This window comes from Bartonella sp. 1-1C (assembly GCF_002810325.1).
GTDB lineage: Bacteria > Pseudomonadota > Alphaproteobacteria > Rhizobiales > Rhizobiaceae > Bartonella > Bartonella rochalimae.
In genome coordinates, this window is the sequence record NZ_CP019489.1 from 1,271,750 (window position 1) to 1,291,441 (window position 19,692).

Annotated in this window: 19 protein-coding genes and 1 tRNA gene; 11 read left to right on the forward strand and 9 right to left on the reverse strand. The window is 39.2% G+C overall.

The window, feature by feature from the left end; translation table 11 throughout:
- Positions 1–9: 9 nt before the first annotated feature.
- On the reverse strand, positions 10–399 hold the full coding sequence (locus B11cv2_RS05695; protein WP_100693688.1) for a hypothetical protein: 390 nt from the start codon (positions 397–399) through the stop codon (positions 10–12).
- Between the two features lie 305 nt (positions 400–704).
- A complete protein-coding gene (locus B11cv2_RS05700) occupies positions 705–1,025 on the reverse strand; it encodes a helix-turn-helix domain-containing protein (RefSeq protein WP_100693689.1) in 321 nt (106 codons plus the stop codon).
- A gap of 457 nt (positions 1,026–1,482) precedes the next feature.
- On the opposite strand from B11cv2_RS05700, the gene B11cv2_RS05705 reads away from it, so the two are divergent.
- The 3 genes from B11cv2_RS05705 to B11cv2_RS05715 all read left to right on the forward strand — a co-directional run bounded on the left by B11cv2_RS05705 (position 1,483) and on the right by B11cv2_RS05715 (position 5,533).
- A complete protein-coding gene (locus B11cv2_RS05705; RefSeq protein WP_100693690.1) occupies positions 1,483–2,742 on the forward strand; it encodes a DUF1376 domain-containing protein in 1,260 nt (419 codons plus the stop codon).
- Between the two features lie 22 nt (positions 2,743–2,764).
- Positions 2,765–4,804 carry a toprim domain-containing protein gene (locus B11cv2_RS05710; protein WP_245406967.1) on the forward strand — a complete coding sequence of 680 codons (2,040 nt, stop codon included), beginning with the start codon at positions 2,765–2,767 and terminating at the stop codon, positions 4,802–4,804.
- A gap of 123 nt (positions 4,805–4,927) precedes the next feature.
- Positions 4,928–5,533 carry a hypothetical protein gene (locus B11cv2_RS05715; protein WP_100693691.1) on the forward strand — a complete coding sequence of 202 codons (606 nt, stop codon included), beginning with the start codon at positions 4,928–4,930 and terminating at the stop codon, positions 5,531–5,533.
- A gap of 582 nt (positions 5,534–6,115) precedes the next feature.
- Here B11cv2_RS05715 and B11cv2_RS05720 read toward each other — a convergent pair.
- Positions 6,116–6,200, reverse strand: a tRNA-Leu gene (locus B11cv2_RS05720).
- A gap of 170 nt (positions 6,201–6,370) precedes the next feature.
- Between B11cv2_RS05720 and B11cv2_RS05725 the strand changes: the two genes are divergently transcribed.
- Together B11cv2_RS05725 and B11cv2_RS05730 are read left to right on the forward strand one after the other, a co-directional pair.
- Complete coding sequence (locus B11cv2_RS05725) at positions 6,371–6,979, forward strand: YqaA family protein (protein ID WP_100693692.1); 609 nt, start codon at positions 6,371–6,373, stop codon at positions 6,977–6,979.
- A gap of 12 nt (positions 6,980–6,991) precedes the next feature.
- Positions 6,992–7,546, forward strand: a complete 555-nt coding sequence (locus B11cv2_RS05730; RefSeq protein ID WP_100693693.1) for a disulfide bond formation protein B — start codon at positions 6,992–6,994, stop codon at positions 7,544–7,546.
- 361 nt (positions 7,547–7,907) lie between these two features.
- On the opposite strand, the gene B11cv2_RS07160 is transcribed toward B11cv2_RS05730, so the two are convergent.
- Complete coding sequence (locus B11cv2_RS07160) at positions 7,908–8,051, reverse strand: hypothetical protein (RefSeq protein WP_158521549.1); 144 nt, start codon at positions 8,049–8,051, stop codon at positions 7,908–7,910.
- Positions 8,052–8,262: 211 nt separating this feature from the next.
- Here B11cv2_RS07160 and B11cv2_RS05735 point away from each other — a divergent pair, with 211 nt between their 5' ends.
- From B11cv2_RS05735 to dut, 4 genes are all read left to right on the forward strand, one after another.
- Positions 8,263–9,060 carry a hypothetical protein gene (locus tag B11cv2_RS05735; RefSeq protein ID WP_100693694.1) on the forward strand — a complete coding sequence of 266 codons (798 nt, stop codon included), beginning with the start codon at positions 8,263–8,265 and terminating at the stop codon, positions 9,058–9,060.
- A 14-nt stretch (positions 9,061–9,074) separates the two neighbouring features.
- Positions 9,075–9,206: a hypothetical protein gene (locus B11cv2_RS07560; RefSeq protein WP_256387020.1), complete on the forward strand. Its 132-nt coding sequence runs from the start codon at positions 9,075–9,077 to the stop codon at positions 9,204–9,206.
- A gap of 14 nt (positions 9,207–9,220) precedes the next feature.
- Positions 9,221–9,352 carry a hypothetical protein gene (locus B11cv2_RS07565; protein WP_256387020.1) on the forward strand — a complete coding sequence of 44 codons (132 nt, stop codon included), beginning with the start codon at positions 9,221–9,223 and terminating at the stop codon, positions 9,350–9,352.
- A 103-nt stretch (positions 9,353–9,455) separates the two neighbouring features.
- Positions 9,456–10,007 (forward strand): dUTP diphosphatase, encoded by a 552-nt coding sequence (gene dut, locus B11cv2_RS05740; protein WP_100693695.1) that lies wholly within the window; start codon positions 9,456–9,458, stop codon positions 10,005–10,007.
- 188 nt (positions 10,008–10,195) lie between these two features.
- Here dut and B11cv2_RS05745 read toward each other — a convergent pair whose 3' ends face one another.
- Positions 10,196–10,672 carry a biopolymer transporter ExbD gene (locus tag B11cv2_RS05745; protein ID WP_100693696.1) on the reverse strand — a complete coding sequence of 159 codons (477 nt, stop codon included), beginning with the start codon at positions 10,670–10,672 and terminating at the stop codon, positions 10,196–10,198.
- Positions 10,653–11,477 carry a MotA/TolQ/ExbB proton channel family protein gene (locus tag B11cv2_RS05750; RefSeq protein WP_100693697.1) on the reverse strand — a complete coding sequence of 275 codons (825 nt, stop codon included), beginning with the start codon at positions 11,475–11,477 and terminating at the stop codon, positions 10,653–10,655. The genes B11cv2_RS05745 and B11cv2_RS05750 overlap by 20 nt, the downstream gene beginning before the upstream one ends.
- Positions 11,478–11,934: 457 nt before the next feature.
- Between B11cv2_RS05750 and B11cv2_RS05755 the strand changes: the two genes are divergently transcribed.
- Together B11cv2_RS05755 and B11cv2_RS05760 are read left to right on the forward strand one after the other, a co-directional pair.
- Positions 11,935–12,255: a YqjD family protein gene (locus B11cv2_RS05755; protein WP_100693698.1), complete on the forward strand. Its 321-nt coding sequence runs from the start codon at positions 11,935–11,937 to the stop codon at positions 12,253–12,255.
- Positions 12,256–12,258: 3 nt separating this feature from the next.
- Positions 12,259–12,696 (forward strand): phage holin family protein, encoded by a 438-nt coding sequence (locus B11cv2_RS05760; RefSeq protein WP_100693699.1) that lies wholly within the window; start codon positions 12,259–12,261, stop codon positions 12,694–12,696.
- Between the two features lie 660 nt (positions 12,697–13,356).
- On the opposite strand, the gene glmM is transcribed toward B11cv2_RS05760, so the two are convergent.
- From glmM to tilS, 3 genes are all read right to left on the reverse strand, one after another.
- Complete coding sequence (gene glmM / locus B11cv2_RS05765; protein ID WP_100693700.1) at positions 13,357–14,712, reverse strand: phosphoglucosamine mutase; 1,356 nt, start codon at positions 14,710–14,712, stop codon at positions 13,357–13,359.
- Between the two features lie 516 nt (positions 14,713–15,228).
- Entirely contained in the window at positions 15,229–17,319 is a 2,091-nt protein-coding gene (gene ftsH, locus B11cv2_RS05775; RefSeq protein WP_100693702.1) for an ATP-dependent zinc metalloprotease FtsH, read from the reverse strand.
- A gap of 150 nt (positions 17,320–17,469) precedes the next feature.
- A complete protein-coding gene (tilS, locus tag B11cv2_RS05780; protein ID WP_100693703.1) occupies positions 17,470–18,933 on the reverse strand; it encodes a tRNA lysidine(34) synthetase TilS in 1,464 nt (487 codons plus the stop codon).
- Between the last annotated feature and the right edge of the window lie 759 nt (positions 18,934–19,692).

A 19,692-nucleotide genomic window follows, 5' to 3' on the forward strand; every position in this document is an offset into this window, starting at 1 on the left:
ATTTTCCCCTCAATATTTATCCAACACATCAGACCAGCGCAAACGATGCTGTTTTTCATAAGATCCATAGAGATTGTCTTCGTATTCTTGAGCAATTTTTTGATCTAAATAAGCATGATAAGCATCGCTATTAAAAATGAAAGGAGACACTTGTTCATCCTGATCATAACCGTCGCGCATCTTCATATTCATATATAATTCGGCGATTTGTTCGCTTACATCATCGGCATGTAATGACTTTAAATCGAGCCGTAAAAGTCGAACCACATCATCATATTTATTCTCGACCAGTTCGAGCACTTCTTCTTTTTCAAGAGGGCCATCATACGTATCATTGATTTCATCTTCACAAAGAATGATAAGAATCTCATCCTCTTTAATGAATGGAATATTTTTCATGAATATTTCTCCCTTAGACAGTTGATAAAACTAAGCTCTGTCTTGACATGATCAAATATAGCGTTAGTCTTATATCCTCTATGGAAGATATGTCAATGGTTTTATCCTTAATAAAAGATATATTATGACTTTTAACAATGCTCAAATGAAAACAAGAACGAAAATGATTGCTCTCTTGTTCCCATCTTGCTCTGCATTGTTTCCGATTACTCTAAATTCATATATTTTCAACAGACGGGGGGCTGAAATGAATGATTTCAAACTACTACAATCTTGGAAAAAACTTGACCGAAAAACACAACAGATTATTTTGTTTCGTCTCCGTCAAGCGATCGACGCAAAAGGGTTAAAATGGCCTTCCGCTCCTCAGGAGAAACCTGCAAAACGAGATCAATAAACTCCTGATCTTCAGGCATTGTCTCTTGTCCGTAGAGAATATAGCTCATACTCACATTAATTGCATGACAGACACGATAAAGGGATTCAATCGTCGGCTCTTTTCCTTCAGAAAGAATGGAATGCAAATACCCAGCTCCTTTCCCTGCAGCGAGTGAAATAGACCTTTTGGACCGCCCACTTTTTTGAAGTGCTTTCTGCAATCTTTGACGCCAACCATCAATATTCATAGTCTCACCCTATAGCCTACCTAAAAAAAATCTGTTTGTAATAAAATTGACTTGCTTTATCTTCTAAAGAGGATAAAATTAACGGAGATTTTCATTTGTTGGAGGATTCATCATTTTTTTATCAAAAAACAATACCTCAACCCAGAGTCCAAGAATTAAACAGTCATTTTTCAAAAACCCGTATATTGTTATTTTGCCCTCTTCAATTTCCATCTTTATACAACCTCAAATTGTAAAATTGCAACTCTCTAAATTCTGTATAATTGATGAGTCAATTTTAAGGAAATACACAAAAAAATGATCATCTACCAGAACAAAGCGAAACACAACAAAAACGAAACAACAACATTTTCCAAAATAATAAACATGACCAACACACTTTTTAGGAAACATAAAAATATATTTTTTGCTTTTCACCGCTTCATATCAGACTAAAAAGAAGAAAGTTTATTTCCCTATGAAACAAGTCCTACCCCCAGAAACTCCTCATTATGAATCATCGATACTGCCTTATGTGTGTTGGTACCAGAATGATTTCCTTGGTGGGGTCCGTGGAATGCGGGCGCACGAAATTGGCATTTATACAATTTTACTGAATGAAATGTACGCTCGGGGGCGTCCTTTAAATTTATCGATAGAACGTTTAGCGCGTCTTTGTGGTTGTGACAAGCGAACTTTTGAAGGCGTTTTAGAGATGTTAATCACGGAAGGAAAAATATTACAGCTAGCCAGTGGTCTTTGGAACACACGGTGTGAAATTGTCTTTCATGAACGCGCAAAATTACTTGAGAAAAAATCTTCTGCGGGACGCTCTTCAGCAAAAAAACGCAAGAAAATCAACGAACAATTTCAACATCTGCTCAACGCTTCTCCTTTAGATGCTGAACGTAACTCAGAAGCTCAGAAGACAGAAGAAAAAGAAACACCTAATGGTGTTTCACAAAAGAAACCGTCTGCGGTTGTTTCTTCTGCCTCTTTTTGTGACAGTCCTTCTTCCAAAGAAAACGTCAAAGGGTATCGACTTCCCCCTGATCAAAAGACAGAAGAAAAAGAAACACCTAACGGTCTTTCACAAAAGAAACCGTCTGCGGTTGTTTCTTCTGCCTCTTTTTGTGACAGTCTTTCTCCCAAAAAAGACGTCAAAGGGTATCGACTTCCCCCTGATCAAAAGACAGAAGAAAAAGAAACACCTAACGGTCTTTCACAAAAGAAACCGTCTGCGGTTGTTTCTTCTGCCTCTTTTTGTGACAGTCTTTCTCCCAAAAAAGACGTCAAAGGGTATCGACTTCCCCCTGATCAAAAGACAGAAGAAAAAGAAACACCTAATGGTGTTTCACAAAAGAAACCGTCTGCGGTTGTTTCTTCTGCCTCTTTTTGTGACAGTCCTTCTTCCAAAGAAAACGTCAAAGGGTGTCGACTTCCCCCTGAGTGGCATGCTGACATTGCAGCAGCAATTTCAGAAGGGCTCAATGAAGAACAAGCCCTTTGGCAAGAAAAAAAGTTTCGTGATTATTGGCAAGCGAAGAGTGGTAAAGAGGCAAAAAAAGTTGATTGGTCAGCCACTTGGCGTAATTGGTACCGCCGTGAAATTGAGCGTTTACAAGAAAATGAGAGACGACTTGCTGCTTTGTCCTCTATCGCTCTTTCGGCCCACTCTGCGTCTGCCTTAAGCAACGACCACGAAGAAAGGCTTTATAACAGCCTTATCAATTATTAAGTTTCTTAACAAGTCGATGACAATGAGCACACTTTTTGAAATTAAACAAAGACTTACCGCCCAAGCAGGCTCTATAGCAGAAATGCTGCTTCCACAAGGGAAAAAGCGCGGCAATTCTTGGGTTGTGGGCAATATCCACGGCGAAGCAGGACAAAGCCTATCGATCAGTTTAAGCGGCAAAAAAGCAGGGCTTTGGTATGATTTTGCTGAAGGCAATGGCGGAGATCTTCTTGACCTGTGGTGTAGTGTTAAAGGAATCAGTCTCCCTGAGGCGCTTGATGAAGCACGCGCTTATCTCAATCTTTCTCGTCCAAAACCTTTTATGGCCCCCCGCCATCATTATCGTGCTCCTCCTCTTCCGAAAGCAAATATTCCGCAACAGCGGGTTAAAACATATTTGCACAAAGAGCGTTGCATTCCCCTTGAAATTTTACAGCAATACCGGATTGGCGAAGAGGGCAATAAGATTATTTTTCCTTTTTATAAACCAGATGGTACCCTTGCCTTAGTGAAAGAGCGCTTAGCCAAAAACGGTGCAACAGCAAAACCAACAGCTTCTCAATGTGAACCGATTTTATTTGGCTGGCAAGCTTTGTCATTCAAAGACTGTGATTCAACGGACCGAACTCTTGTGATCACTGAAGGAGAAATTGATGCGCTTTCTTTAGCAGCCTATGGATATCCAGCTGTTTCTGTTCCCTTTGGCGGTGGGAAAGGAGGCAAACAAAATTGGATTGAGAATGAATTTGATCGTTTAGAGTCTTTTGAAACTATTTTTCTTGCTACGGATATGGATACACCGGGGGAAGAAGCAGCATTTGAGATTGCCCATCGCCTTGGTCGCCATCGATGTTATCGCGTCCGCCTTCCTAGCAAAGATGCGAATGCGTGTTTACAAGCAGGTGTTGACGCTTCCATCATCCACGAAGCTTTTTTGCAAGCTCAAAGTTTTACACCCAAAGGGTTACGCCATGTTTTGGATTATAAGGAGCAAGTTATAAACTTATTTTATCCTCCTGCAAAACAGCATCTTGGCTATACAGTTCCCTATCCAAAACTGAATGGTAAACTTTATTTTCGCCCTGCGGAATTGACCCTTTGGAGTGGAGCCAGTGGTGCTGGCAAAAGCCAACTTTTATCGGATTGCATTCCCCATTGGATTGCGCAAAAAAGCCGTCTTTGCTTAGCTTCTCTTGAAATGAAAGGAGAACAATCTTTACGTCGTTTAACGAAACAAACTGGCGGAACGGACCAACCAACGAAAGAAATGATTGAACGCGTTCTTCATTTTTTAGATGCAGGTCTTATTTTGTACGAGCATGTAGGCAAATCAAGCGTTGATGCCCTCTTAGATATTTTTGACTATTGCCGTGCCAAATATGGCTGTGACCAGTTTATTATAGACAGTTTGATGCGCCTTGGGATCGCCTCCGATGACTACGCAAGACAAGAACAAGCTGTTTATAAAATAGTTGATTGGGCAGTTTTAAACGCTGTTCACATTCATCTTGTAACGCATACACGCAAAAGTGGTTTAGAAAAGGATGTCCCAGGCACAGAAGATATTAAAGGCGCCTCAGAAATTGGTGCCAATGCTTTTAACATCATCACCATTTGGCGGAACCGTTCTTTAGAAGACAAAATTTTGTCTACCCATAAACCAGAAGAAAAAGCGCACTTAGCACAACGCCCAAGTGTTATTATCAATATCGCCAAACAACGCTCTGGTGATTTTGAAGGAAAAATTGGGCTCTGGTTTGACCCTAAAACTTACCGTTATCGTTGTTCTTCTTCTGCTCCCTTAACGCCCCGACGCTATATTGAACAGAACCCAAATAGCTCTTTGGATTCAAAGCAAAGTCCCATCATCGCTTCCACAGTAAACTGTTTTTCTACACCTCCTCTTCCACAAGAATCTTCTTCTTTTCTTCCTTCATCTTCTCTCGCTACACAGATTCCACCATTACCTCCAGCAAAAAACAGCAATCCTCCCATCCCTGTCTCTCTCCCTGCTCTCGCTGCACAGAAAAACCCTGCAATACAAAAGAATAATTCTCTTTAAGAACAATCCATCAACCAACGCGAATTCCTTCAATCCTCCAACACATCACTCCCCCTTAAAAGCTTTTACTTCAGTGCTTTTCCACCCAAATGACACCCCTCTCCCTCTTCGAAAGGAAACATCATGCCCCATTCACAAAAAACAGATTCCACCATTACCTCCAGCAAAAAACAGCAATCCTCCCATCCCTGTCTCTCTCCCTGCTCTCGCTGTAAAAAGAAATCCATTGGTCACCTAAAAACTCGAGAAGTGATCATTGAAACGAGTAATCCTGCCTTTCAATCTACATCTCCAATTAGCACAAAAAACCCACGCACCACTCTTGCTTTTATTGATGCCCACAGCCGTCCCATTGCCCTTTTATATAAGAAAGGACATATCAACCAAGCGCAATACAAAGCAGCGGAACGCTTTTATGTTTATTGGCGTCAATGCCAAGGTGATACACAAATGAGTCTTGATTTGACCGTTCAAAAAGTGGATAGTGATCAGCGATATACCCACCCAATAGAAGCCCAAACTAATGCGCTCAAACAATTACAAATAGTTAAGACCCAGTTAGGTATTCTTGGGTATCGACTGGTTGAACAAGTAGTTGGTTATGATCAAGCGTTTAAAGAATTAAGTTCCTCCAAACGCAAACAAAATTCTCTTGCTGATCATTTGCGCGATTGTTTAGACTTACTTGCTGTTCATTGGGGCTACGCAAATCGCACAAAGATATCTTAAACATGTCTTAACTTCTTGAAAGGAGACTAGCTTGCTGCTCACTGCCGCACTGCAAATCGTATAAAGACACCTAAACTTTTTGAAAAAAGCACGAATCACCTCTTTCATCACCATATTCTAACACACACCTTTGGAGTCCCCACCCATTGCTTCTACCCTTATACTTCTTCTTATCTCTTCTTTTTCTCCTCATTTTCTCTGTATGTGCCTCTTTATATGCTCTCTATATGCTCTCTTTTTTACAAAAAACTCTTTTAGCACATCTTTTTGACTTCCCTCCGAAGAGAAGCCAGCAAAGAGAAGCCGTCCAACAAATCTTTCAAAGAAGCTCTGCATAAGCACCAGAAAGATCGGAGAGACGCTGTCTTTCCACGAGCTGTATTGGAAACAAACAGCGCCTTATTAGCTTGGTTTTATTGCTTTTATTGAAAGTTTTATTTTTTTTATTCCAGCGGATGTTTTGTATATTCCCATCACACTTGTTGGCTTTCAAAAAACGCTCTATGCCCTTATTGCAACATGTTTATCTATTTTTGGAGAGAACGATCTTATACTTTAAAATTAAGAGAATATGAAATAAAATGGTGCGGGTGGTCGGACTCGAACCGACACTCCTCTCGGAACCAGATTTTGAGTCTGGCGCGTCTACCAGTTCCACCACACCCGCACGACATCTGATAAGGAACATACTTGTTCCCTCTTTTTTTGCACTATATAAAGAACAGAAGATTCGTCAACACTAGATTTTTTTTTGCAAAAATTGGCTATTTTTGTCTCATTCAGGCTTCCTAAGATTTTTTTGATCTTCTTTGCCTCTTTGAATTGTCGGAAGAAATAATGATCTTGAACTCAGTAAAGCTTTGGACAATTTCACTGGCAAAGCGCCGTACAGCGCCTTATTGGCTTGGTTTTATTGCTTTTATTGAAAGTTTTATTTTTTTTATTCCAGCGGATGTTTTGTATATTCCCATTGCGCTTGTCCGCCCTAAAAAGGCGTATTTTTATGCCTTTATTGCAACATTTTTTTCTGTTTTTGGGGGTATTTTTGGATGGTGTCTTGGTTATTTCGCCTTTGACGCGATTGTCAAACCTCTGTTAGAATTTACCAATCAATATGAAAATTTCAAAATATTATACAATGATACGACTCAAGAATTTTTAGCAGTTTTACTGACTATTTCAGGCCTGACTCATCTTCCTCCCATCAAAATTACCACCCTTCTCGCGGGTGTTACCCATTTTAATCTTTGGCTTTTTATTTTTCTGTGTATCCTGTCGCGTGGGACACGTTTTTTTCTTTTTGCTTGGCTCATTCACCGTTTTGGCTCTCAAGCAACCGACTGGCTTTCGCGTCACTTTAAATGGTTTATGCCCCTTTGTTTTCTTTTGCTTTTATTCATTTATGGCTTATACATTCTTTTTCTCAAATCATATTTTTCTCTTTAAGGCGCACATACAATGATCTTTTCTCACTCTTCTTTTACCGAACATCTTTACTGTGCACTCAAGAGTAAAGAGCAAAAATTATGGATTTTTATTCTTGCCATCTTTTTATTGATTCCGATTGGCATTGCCCTTGTGTTTGAATATATTGGTGGCATTCTTCCCTGCAAGTTGTGCATCATTGAGCGCTTTCCTTATTATGGCTCTCTGATATTTTTGAGTATTGCTGCCTTATCAACACGATTTTTCCCCTCCTCTGCTTGGATACGCTCTTTATTCTGGGGTATTTTTATCTTCATGGTCATCAGCCTTATCTTAGCAATCTACCATGTAGGGGCTGAATATCGCTTTTGGGACGCACCGAATAATTGCACGTCACACTCTACCATGATCGTAACGGATGCCTCTCACCTTTTAAATCAATTAAACGCTATTCAATCTCCCTCTTGTAATCAAGCAGCGGGACATTTTTTGTTTCTTTCCTTTGCTGGCTGGAATGTTGTTGCTAGTTTAATTTTGATGCTTATCAGCCTCTTTGTTGCTTCAAAAGGACTCTTGAAGAAACAGTAAAAACCATAAAAAATACAAATAACAACCTAAAATAAGAATAAAATCCTCCTCTTTTCAATTGTTCTCTTCACCTTTCAAAAGCATTTCTCCTCAAGACGATGTTTTCTATTTTTTCTTTCTTCAGGAAGTAACGAGAAGCACTGCCCGCTTCGTGTTTTTTCTTGCACCTTATCCATTATTTATTTTCAGAAAGAAGAACGATACGCTTTTCAAAAATGTTTCAGATGAAATCCCTTTCTCAAAGAGTTCGCTTTCTTTTTTCCAAAGACAAGAGAACATACCTTTCTTTCGTGCCATCACTTAAATAGCATACCTCTCACTGTACAAAATCGATTTTCCATTCATCTCCACCAATTCCTCATCATCCTCCCCACCATACTCCAGAAGAAAGCAAAGAGCTCTTTTCATCCTTTTTTATCCAAAATCCATAGATTCCTCTACCAAAGGGACGATGCTCTTCTTTTGATGTTTTGAGAGTCCCCTTATTTCCTTGAACAGCAAACATCTCCGAACGTTTTCATTCTCTATAAAGTGCATCTAAGGATTGTCATCTTACAGGATATTTATTGGTATTCTTTACCGAATTAGCGTAGTTTTTTCGACAAAGGAAATTTCCCTCTTCCACAATTTTACTTTGATCGTAAAGTTTTCGAATTGACTTTCATTATTTTCGTTTTATATTTTAGAATAATTCTAAAACTAAACATATGAGTCCAATGCCTAAGCATTTCTTTTCACCGAAGCCCCAGAAGGTTTGTTCTTCCTGCACAGCGCAAGAAATTGTTGCTCATGCCACTCAATTAAAAAAAGACCACGCTGCATTGTATTTAAAATATGCACAAGCACTCAAATCATCTTGTCCCACTCAAGCTTTGATTCTTGCAACCATGAGTCATAATGAACTCCAACACCACAAACAATTACTTAACCTTTCTTGCCATATAAATGAAGGCACCTTAGATTCATCGCCTGAAAGCTCTGCTTTCTCGTCTTTTTCTGCTGCTCAGTCCTCCTCTGAAGAGACAGATCACTCTACCCTTACGCCTCATCAAAAGAAAACTCTTCTAACGTGGATTCAACCCGGCCTTGCGGGATTAATGGATGGTTCCATTTCCACCCTTGCTCCTATTTTTGCAGCAGCTTTTGCTACGGGTGATACATACAAAACTTTTTTAGTGGGCCTTTCTGCTTCCATTGGTGCTGGTCTTTCAATGGGATTTACAGAAGCTCTCCATGATGATGGTAAATTATCTGGTCGTGGCTCACCTATAAAAAGAGGGATTGCTTGCGGTCTAATGACAATGCTTGGTGGCCTAGGACATACGATTCCTTATTTGATTGACTCTTTTTTCTTAGCAACGCTTATTGCTTTCATTATTGTCATTTTTGAGTTAGGAGCCATTGTTTGGATCCAAAATAAATTCATGTCCACCCCCTTACGACGCGCTTCTCTTCAGATTATCCTCGGTGGCGCTTTAGTTTTTGCAACAGGGATTTTGATTGGCACAAGCTGAACCCAAAAAAGGGAGTGCTTGTTAATGAAACCATATCAATTCACGTTCACCTTCTTATGACGCGCTTCTCTTCAGATGATCCTTGGTGGCGTTTTAGTTTTTGCAACTTAGTTTTTGCAACAGCGATTTTGATTGGCACAAGCTGAACCCAAAAAAGGAAGTGCTTGTTAATGAAACCATATCAATTCACGTTCACCTTCTTATGACGCGCTTCTCTTCAGATGATCCTTGGTGGCGTTTTAGTTTTTGCAACTTAGTTTTTGCAACAGCGATTTTGATTGGCACAAGCTGAACCCAAAAAAGGGAGTGCTTGTTAATGAAACCATATCTGCTTGTTTTGTAGCAAGGCTTTTGTTAGGATATAAACTTGATTTATCTTTTGGAAATTCCTTACTATGCCTCATTCTTCAAACACTCCCCCTTCAACGCCTCATAAAGACACTTTTTCTCACCTAATACAAAAACTTCCTCTGCGGATTCAGCGTCTTGATCACGGACAGGGGCTTGAGCTTCCTCATTATGCGACAGCAGGATCTGCAGGTCTTGATTTGCGCGCTGCTCTTGCTCCAGAAGAAACTGTGAATCTCATCCCAGGACAGCGTATTCTCATACCCACTGGTTTTATCTTTCATCTTCTTCCAGGGTACGAAGCACAAATACGTCCACGATCTGGCCTTGCTTTAAAACATGGCATCACTTGCCTAAACACTCCTGGAACAATTGATAGCGATTACCGTGGTGAAGTTAAAGTCCTCCTTATTAATTTAGGGCAAGAAGATTTCTCCATCCACCGTGGGATGCGCATTGCACAAACGGTCATTGCCCCAGTTACCCAAGTTGATGTTTGCGAATTTGATCCTCATCAAGCAGATTCCCTTTCTTCTTCTTTCCAAGCCATTCCAAACGAACGCGGCACAGGAGGCTTTGGCTCAACAGGACAAGAATAACACTCTCACCGCTCATCTTCAGGGCGCAATATTTCCCCCACACACCTCTCCATATAGACAAAGCACAGAGACTGCCTCTGCCCCAGATGCTACAGTCTCCTCTGAACAGAAGTCCCACACTCCCAAATAGCCCACAATACAGAGAGGCCAGTACACATTCTAGAAGGAGCAAATACTCTAGAATATATTCAGTCATCATCTTCAATAGGATCATTTACCGCAAAATTAGGTGCAGTTATTGCAGCTTTATGGAGCCCTACAAGACCAATTTTAGTATATCCAGCACTTCGGATTTGATTAAGGAGATCCACAACAGCTCCATAATCGATTTCGCTATCTGCTCGAATAAAAATCTTTGTTTCGAAATTACGTTGCGTTTTCTGTAACAAAAGATCAATCAACTCTGTTTTGCTGGTGTGATTTTTTCCAATATAAAGAGCATGATCCTTTTGCAAGGTAATATAAATGGGCTCATCGGTCTGAGCAACAATAGGGGTTTGCGTAAGAGTAGGCAACTGAACAGGAAGAACAGACGTTGCTAAAGGTGCAGCGACCATAAAAACAATCAACAGCACTAAGATGACGTCAATGAAAGGCGTTATATTAATCTCACTATGGAGGCCTTCTTCACTGTTTTCCCAATTATCATATTGATCTATTTTCATGGCTGAGCTGATAATTTTTATTCTGTTGTTGTCTATCGAATTCACGACTTATAAGTCTTTCGATTGCCGCTGCGATATCGGCTAAATCATTTCGATATCCATTCAAAAAACGTATAAAACCATTATAGAGAATAACAGCAGGAATTGCGACAAAGAGCCCTATAGCTGTTGCCAGCAAAGCTTCAGCAATTCCGGGTGCGACGACATCCAACCGTGTTGTTTGGGATTTTGCGATTCCAATAAAGGCATTCATGATCCCCCACACGGTTGCAAAAAGACCAACAAAGGGCGCCACAGATCCAATCGTCGCGAGAACGGCACTTCCGCAAGCGATACGCCGCATTGCAGCAAACAAGGAGCGTGATAAAAGCGAATGAACACGTTCTTTCACTCCATCGATATTTCCACAAGAAAGGATATCATAAGGAAAAACTTCGCCTTGGTTTTGGTGTAAATCTTTGGATTTCATAAGACAAAGTTGTTGAGATGACAGACGTATTTCTTTGAGAACTTCTTCCAAAAAGAAGACAGAAGTTCCTTTAATTTTTTGAAAGCTTGCTATCAGTTCTGCAAATGTTTGAGCATCATTCGTTAATTGAAAGACGCGCCGTGCTTTATATTTTGCAACAGTGAATTCAACAATTTTAAAAAAAGCAATTGTCCAAGAAAGGAGAGAAGCCAACAATAAAGCGATAATAACAGCTTGCACCACCCAATCAGCGGCCATAAACATTGAAAAAGGAGAGAAATCATGCATGGGTAATGCACTTGCCTTGTTTTCTAAAGGAACTGTATGAGATGTCATATTCTATTCAAAATCCTTATATTTAAATTTTTATTCCCCCTTTATACTTCCAGACTCTTCTTTATATTCGCTTTTTAAAGGTATAAATTTGCAAAAAACAAGTCAATTATTCTTTATTACTTACGATTAATCTTTTTTATCATCAAGAAGATTTTTTAAGATGTTATTTATATTTCTTTTTTTCTAACTTATAAAGAAAATCTCATATTATTAGAACCGATTACATCAGTCTACTTATTGAAGTAGTCTCTTTTTTTGCAGAACACTCTTCTTTACAGTTTTTAAGAAGCAAACCCCCTCCATTTCTCTTAGAACTATCTCTAAAAAGACTATTCCTCAATAGATCAGGGAACCAAGAAGATTTTATGACGTTACAAAGCATGACAATGAAATTTTTATTTCAGTCAAATGATATCAATACTATGTGCAATATCAGTCAATAGAAAGAACAATGACTATGGCAAATAATAAAACAAACAATAAAACAGAGACGGAAAAAAAACTAAAGAAACAATTGGATCAATTACGCAGTGAAATTGCAAGCATTACCTCGACCGTAAGTGACTTTAGTTCCAACAAAATGAACGAAGCAAAAAACAAAGCCGAACAACTTTACAGTTCAGCAAAAGAAAATAGTGAAGAACTCTTATCACAAGCGAAAAGCAAGTACAGTGATTTAGAAAAAACACTCAACCAACAGGTTCGAGAGCATCCTGGCAAAGCGCTTCTCATTGCGACAGGCATTGGTTTTATTCTTTCTCACTTATTGCGCCGTTAACCAATGTATAAAATGATAGCCCCCCTTTTGAACCATCTTGTTGGTGGAGGAATCCAAAGCACTGTCAAGAAGATCCAAATCCAAACATTTTGCTATGGAATCATTGGAATTGCATTATTTATAGCTCTTATCTTTTTATGCATCATAGGTTTTCTCGCATTATGTTTAGTGATGTCTCCTCTTGCAGCAGCAACTACATTATTTTTGATTTGGCTTTTTATCGCAGGACTCAGCGCTGTTCTTTGCAAGCTTTTAAAATCGTATCATCGTCGCGATCACCAGAAGCAGTGGGAAAAGCAACGTCATGAGCTTATAACAGCTTCAGCGCTTTCCAGTCTTACACTCCTAAACAAACATTTACCTCTTGTTAAATTAGGGGGACCTCTTCTTGGGTTTATCACTTATTTTCTTTTGAAAAAAAATAAAAAAGACCGCCCCTAGAAATAGGGGAAGCGTCTCGTGCATCTAAAAGAGTCTTGCTCTTCACCCATAGCTGAGAATAATCCATGAGAGAAACAGACATTCTTGGATGAAAGTCCTGTTCAAAAAAAATTCTCTTTAAGCTGAATTTTTTGAAAAAAGACCTTTTGTTTTCAGAGGAACTCACCCCATAATAACCTGCATATTTTCTGTAACGAGAATGAGACTCGTCCAACAAATATAATCTTTTCCCTCGTCCCCATTACATATTCTCTTCTGCCTGATTTCAGATAACAAACTTTACCCACAAGCATATCACTGCTTTTGATCAATCAATTTTTTCAAAGTCAGCAAGAGAATAATCTTTCATCCAAGAATATCTGTTTCTCTCATGGATTATTCTCAGCTATTTTTCGTATCCAACACCCATAAAAGAAAGCATTTATATTGAGTGATTTTTTGTCACCTCTTCCCTTCGCTGATCATAAGAATCGGGTTGATAGAACAACTATAGTTTCTCTTCATCCTGTAAAAGAGTAAGAGGTTTCTCTCAACAAGAGAAAAAAGAAGAGGTTTTTCCCACCTCTTATATAAATTTATGGAATCACGTAGAGAGAATTTACAGCAACCAATACCGAAAAGCTCCTCATGCTCTCAAAAGTTTTCCACTATTTTATACTGTTATGCTGCAGTGCTATCATGCTGTACAAGAACCGTGCTAATCTCTGCAACAACCTCTTCAATGACTTTTTGATCATCCCCTTCAGCCATTACACGAATGAGGGGTTCAGTCCCAGAGGGACGAATCACCAATCGGACTTCTTTTCCTAAACGTTTCTGTGCTTGATTGATTGCAGTTTTGACTTTAGTATTCTGTAAGATCTTTTTATTTTTAATGGCTATGTTTTTTAAAATTTGTGGAACGCTTTCAAAACGCTGACATAACTGGCTCATAGGAACTTGACTTTCCTGCATACAAGCGAGAATTTGCAAGGCAGCAACCAATCCATCACCGGTCGTTCCAAAATCACTTAAGACGATATGCCCAGAAGCTTCCCCGCCTACATTATATCCTTTTTGACGCATAGCATCTACAACATAGCGATCTCCAACATTTGTACGAATGAGCTCCAGTCCTTTGTTATTTAAGAAACGCTCAAGCCCCAAATTTGACATAATGGATGCAACAACTCCATTCCTCTGCAACCGTTCGGTTTTATACCAATGCTCAGCAATAACAGCAATAATTTGATCCCCATCAATAGTTTGCGCTTTTTCATCAACCATGATCACCCGATCACCATCGCCATCAAGAGCAATTCCAACATCAGCACGCACTTCATGCACTTTTCTTTTTAAAGAGGTGAGATCAGTTGATCCGCATTTCTGGTTAATATTCAAACCTGTTGGCTCATTATTAATCGCAAAAACTTCTGCTCCTAATTCCCATAATGCCCTTGGCGCCGCTTTATAAGTAGCGCCATTGGCACAATCCACAACAATACGCAAAGAATCCAACCGCACATCGCGGGGCAAAGTTCGTTTAGCATATTCGATATAACGATAAATATCCCCTTCCACACGTTTAGCACGACCGATTTCTGAAGCTTCTGCTAAAGAGTGTAAAAGATCTTTTTCAACCAATTGTTCAATTTTTATTTCTATTTCATCGGAAAGTTTAAAACCATCGGGACCAAACAACTTAATACCATTGTCATAAAAAGGATTATGGGAAGCGGAAATCATCACGCCTAAATCAGCCCGTAATGAACGGCATAACATAGCAACAGCAGGGGTTGGTACCGGTCCTAATAAGAAAACATCCATTCCAGCAGCGGTCAATCCTGAAACCAAAGCGTTTTCTAACATATATCCAGATAAACGTGTGTCTTTTCCAATGACCACACGATGTGACTGTTCTTTTGTGCGAAATAAAACACCCACTGCCATTCCTATTTTCATGGCAAAATCTGGTGTCATAGGAAAAAGATTGGCTTTCCCTCGAATTCCATCCGTACCGAAATATTTTCGTGCCATTTTTTTTCCTTTTACATACCCATTTTTTTTACAGCCCCCACATACTGCATTTTTATGCCTTGATTATTTTTCTCAATTTTGCACCAACCCTAGATCTCTTGGTGCATAGATAGGTTGAAATCACTCTCTGATCTATAATTTCCCCTCCTAACTTTTGCCTTTGAAAAGTTACAGTTTTAAGCCCACCATTCTTAACTTTTTGTAAAAACTCAGAAGAAGAAAATCTCTTATCAAGACAATATTTTCCCATACTCCTCAGAAGAGGATATAGAACGCGCTGCTTAGAGTTCTATACTCTCCATCAATAATTTTATCTTTCAAGAATCTTAATTTTCATCCAGCTTTCACTGCACCCTCCTTTGCAAAGCCTCTCTTTTTTCCGAATTGATTTTTAAACCCACCATCGCATCTTTTACTTTCCTAGATACTATCCTTTCTGTCCTTAAAATCCTCTAAAGAATTTTAATAGATTTTTGTGATTATAATGCGTGGAACTTTAAGTTTGATAGGTTTGAGTTAAGCATCATTAGCAGGAGTTTGTTTTTTCTTTCGTTCAGAAGTCTGAGACTTTTCTGTCGTTTTTCCTTTATTTTTAGAAATATTTCCTGTTTCAGCTTTATCAGATTTATTGGCTTCGGTTTTATTCTTTGTGCTTCGTGATTTTGTTTCAGCATCACTGATCTCACCCTCGTGATTGGGACTCTCTGCTTCAAGATTGGGTGTATTTTGTTTTCCTTTTTTCCCTGTTTTAGGCACGCCTGAAGTTCGCGGACTCTGATCTTCACTTGCTTGTGCGCGAATAGGAGGCTTGCCCTGAATAATATTGTTAATTTCTTGACCTGTTAAAGTTTCATATTCCAACAAACCTTGAGCAATAGCCCACCACTGCTTCTTTTTTTCTTTCAAAATTTTTGTTGCACTCTTATAAGCATCATCAATCAGCTTACGAACCTCAGCATCGATCATACGTGCTGTCTCTTCAGAGATATTTTGTGTTCTTGCTACGGAATGACCTAAAAAAACCTCATCTTGATTATCACCATAAGCAACATTTCCGAGAATATCGGAAAATCCCCATCGTGTGATCATTGCTCGTGCCAACTTTGTTGCTTGTTCAATATCAGAAGCTGCTCCAGAAGTGATATTTTCTTTTCCAAATTTCAATTCTTCAGCAACTCTTCCCCCCATCATGATAGCCAAACGTGAAATCATCCACCGATAGCTCATAGAATAGCGATCCCCTTCTGGCAATTGCATAACCATCCCTAGGGCTCTTCCTCTTGGCACAATTGTTGCTTTATGAACAGGATCAGCAACGGGAACACTCAAAGCGACAATTGCATGTCCTGCTTCGTGATAGGCTGTCAGTTCTTTTTCCTCTTGTGTCATAGCGGTTGAACGGCGCTCAGCTCCCATCATCACTTTATCTTTAGCATCTTCGAACTCTTGCATTGTCACCACTCTTTTATTACGGCTCGCAGCCATTAAAGCAGCTTCATTAACAAGATTCATCAAATCAGCTCCAGAAAATCCCGGCGTTCCCCTTGCTAATATTTTCAGATCAACATTAGGAGCTAGAGGCACATTCCGCACATGAACTTTTAAAATTTGTTCCCGTCCAGATACATCGGGATTGGGAACAACGACTTGTCGATCGAAACGTCCAGGTCTTAACAAAGCAGGATCGAGAACATCAGGACGATTTGTTGCAGCAATTAAAATAATGCTTTCATTGGGTTCAAATCCATCCATTTCAACCAGCAGCTGATTTAATGTTTGTTCGCGTTCATCGTTTCCTCCGCCCAATCCTGCACCACGATGACGGCCTACAGCATCAATTTCATCAATAAAAATAATACAAGGGGCATTTTTTTTAGCTTGCTCAAACATATCACGAACACGGCTTGCTCCAACTCCGACGAACATTTCCACAAAATCGGATCCAGAAATGGTAAAAAAGGGCACATTCGCTTCCCCTGCAACAGAACGGGCAAGCAAAGTTTTCCCTGTTCCTGGAGGTCCTACGAGCAAAACACCCCGTGGAATACGTCCACCTAAGCGTTGAAATTTTTGTGGTTCCCGCAAAAAATCGACAATTTCTTGTAAATCCTGCTTAGCCTCTTCAACACCAGCAACATCTTGAAAGGTAACTCTTCCATGAGCTTCTGTCAGCAATTTTGCTTTTGATTTCCCAAAACCCATCGCACCGCGTGATCCATTTTGCATTTGTCGCATAAAGAAAACCCACGCGCCCACGATAATAATAACGGGAAGCAACGAAAATAATAAATTAAGAAAGATATTATTCCCAGAATTTTCTGGAATCGCTTTAACATTGACTTTTTTGTTTTCCAATTTTTGCACCAACCCTGGATCTCTTGGTGCATAGGTTGAAACCACCCTCTGATCTGTCGTTTTTCCTACTAATTTTTGCCCTTGAATAGTGACAGTTTTAAGCTCGCCATTCTCAACTTTTTGTAAAAATTCAGAATAGGATATTTCGCCATTTCCAGAATGCTGACTATCTCCATTAAAAAGAGAAAACAATACGATTAAAACAACGGCGATGATCCCCCAAATCAAGAGGGAGCGATAATTGGAATTCATATTAAGCCCATTTATTTAAATAGAGATTCTTAAGAGTCGTGTTCAACATATAATCTTGTTTCTTCCTTGCCAAGATATAAGAGCTATTTATTCTGTTTTAAATGATTTTTATTCATCTTTTTTCCCCTTTTTTCTTTAACTTTTCATTTTTTATTCATGATTAAAATTAAAAAAAGGTCCTACAACACTGACAATTGCTGCATCTTCCTGTGACAATAACCAATGAAATGGTGCCATAATTCGTTTCATTATAATATTGTGTTGACAATAAAAATGAGGTGTTAACTCTGGAATATCAACCCCCCTTTCATGAGAAATCATCACCAATGATTGCAAAGAGGGGAAATGAGGGGATTCGAGATCACTTTTTCCTTGATCGAGAGAAGCTTTCAGATGAAGCAAATCTGCAGGCCCCACACATATATCCAATGTATCATGATTGGTAATTTGATAGCGTTGATCCCATATACAGGTTTCTCCCGGAGCAATCATTGCTTTTTGAATATGGCGTGCTTCGCGCCAGATAGCAATTCCTTTCCGGCTATATTCAATAACCGCCCCAGCCAGAGTAAACCGTTTTTTTTCTGGATCATGCAAAGATAATTTTTGGTCCAGAACGGCCAATTTTTGAGAAGACAGCAAATAAGAACTTCCCCCCATGAGAACAATAAAAAGCCCGATAACAAAGGAAAAAGCATGATGTTTCTGTAAAAAAGAAGGGGGTTTTCCGATAAAACAGCGCCCATACTCCACAGTAATATCCAAGGCTAAGATCAAATCTGCAACTTTTTGCGCTTGAACCCGACGTTGCAACGCAGCTTTATGAACCTTTTGAGCAATTTCAGTCAGCTTTTTTTGAGGAAGAACATGACGCACACGCACACGTTCAAATTTTAAATCCTCATTTGTTGGATCATCAATCCATTTTGATCCCTGCAAAAATAAGTAAGCACGCAGCGTTTTACGCCTCACCCCAAGTAATGGCCGAATCAAACGTACTTTGCCATACAACAAAGCTTCCCTAGGCATACAAGACAAACCGCGCTCATATCTTTCTTCATCCTTTTCGGTAGATCTTTTTTGACTCTCTTCCTTTAAGATCTGCATTTCTTCATTTGCAGATTCCCTCTCTTGTCGCCTCTCTTTCGAGAGTGCTTCTGGAATTTCTTGTTGTGCACTGTCTGTTTTCTTTTGACTTCGTTGAACACGCATTTGGTAAGTTTCAGCCTGATCATTGAGCGTATGCCCCGTCATAATCAGTGCTGCACCTTGTTTTTGTGCTTCTTTGAACAGTAAATCATACCGTGCAATCCGCGCTTTTTCGCTTATTTGTGTCTTCGGCTTTTTACCTTCCCACCGTACAATGATATGCTTTATCTGCAAGGCATGGCAAATCTTTGCAACACTTTCTGCTTCATACGCTGACTCCTCACGTAATTGATGATCAATAGTTACAACAATCACCTCTGGAGCAAGAGGCATTGTTTTTAAATGCTCTTTGACCAAAAACAATAAAGCTAACGAATCGCCTCCTCCAGAAACCCCTAAAATCAATTTCTGACAATGAGCAAAGTCTGTTTTTTTAAAAAGATTTTTTGCTAATTTAATAGACACTGAGAACGACTACACTCCTCATTTAAAGCACAGACAAAAACACCTCTAATATTTTAGTCTCTTTTGATTTATCTTTAAGTTATCACAAACTTTACTCTTTTGATTAATCCATTATAAACCGAGTTAAAATCAGTAAAATCTCAGAATCATAAAATGTTTTGATCTCTTAACTCTCCATGAAAGAGAAGAGCGCTTCGTCAAACTCTTTTATCACTCTATAGCTTCAACAGAATACCCAAACTGCATATCTTCAAGAATTGAGATCAAAACACTTAATAAATGGCGTAAAAATTCTTACATCCTCAAAATAAAAATGAAAGCCTTCGGTCACAGCAAACATGATACAGCATATGCCCCTCACAGCATTGTAGAAAAAATGCACCTCTTTGCTTGAGTGCTCCTTCCTATGATTTCTCTGCGTTATATCCTCTAGACAATCATTACAGGGATTATGATTGGCTGCCGCATCGTCTTTCATCCCCTCCTGCATCAACTTTCTTTACAGTTCCCCTCATCCATCTATTGAGAAGCTCAATAAAAAAAGAAATCATAGATCAAATAAAGCATTCTTTTTTATCGATCAAAAACCGCTTTTTCTCTCTGACAGAAAAGGGAAGAAAAGAATTTTTTAAATATTCTACAGAAAAGCCCACAAACAGAGCTAGCATGAAGAAAAAATTCCCCACTCTGTTGTTCCTTTCTATTTTTTGCCTCTATCTTCTTCTCTTTTTATCCCTTCTCGGCACTTCATTCCTTTAC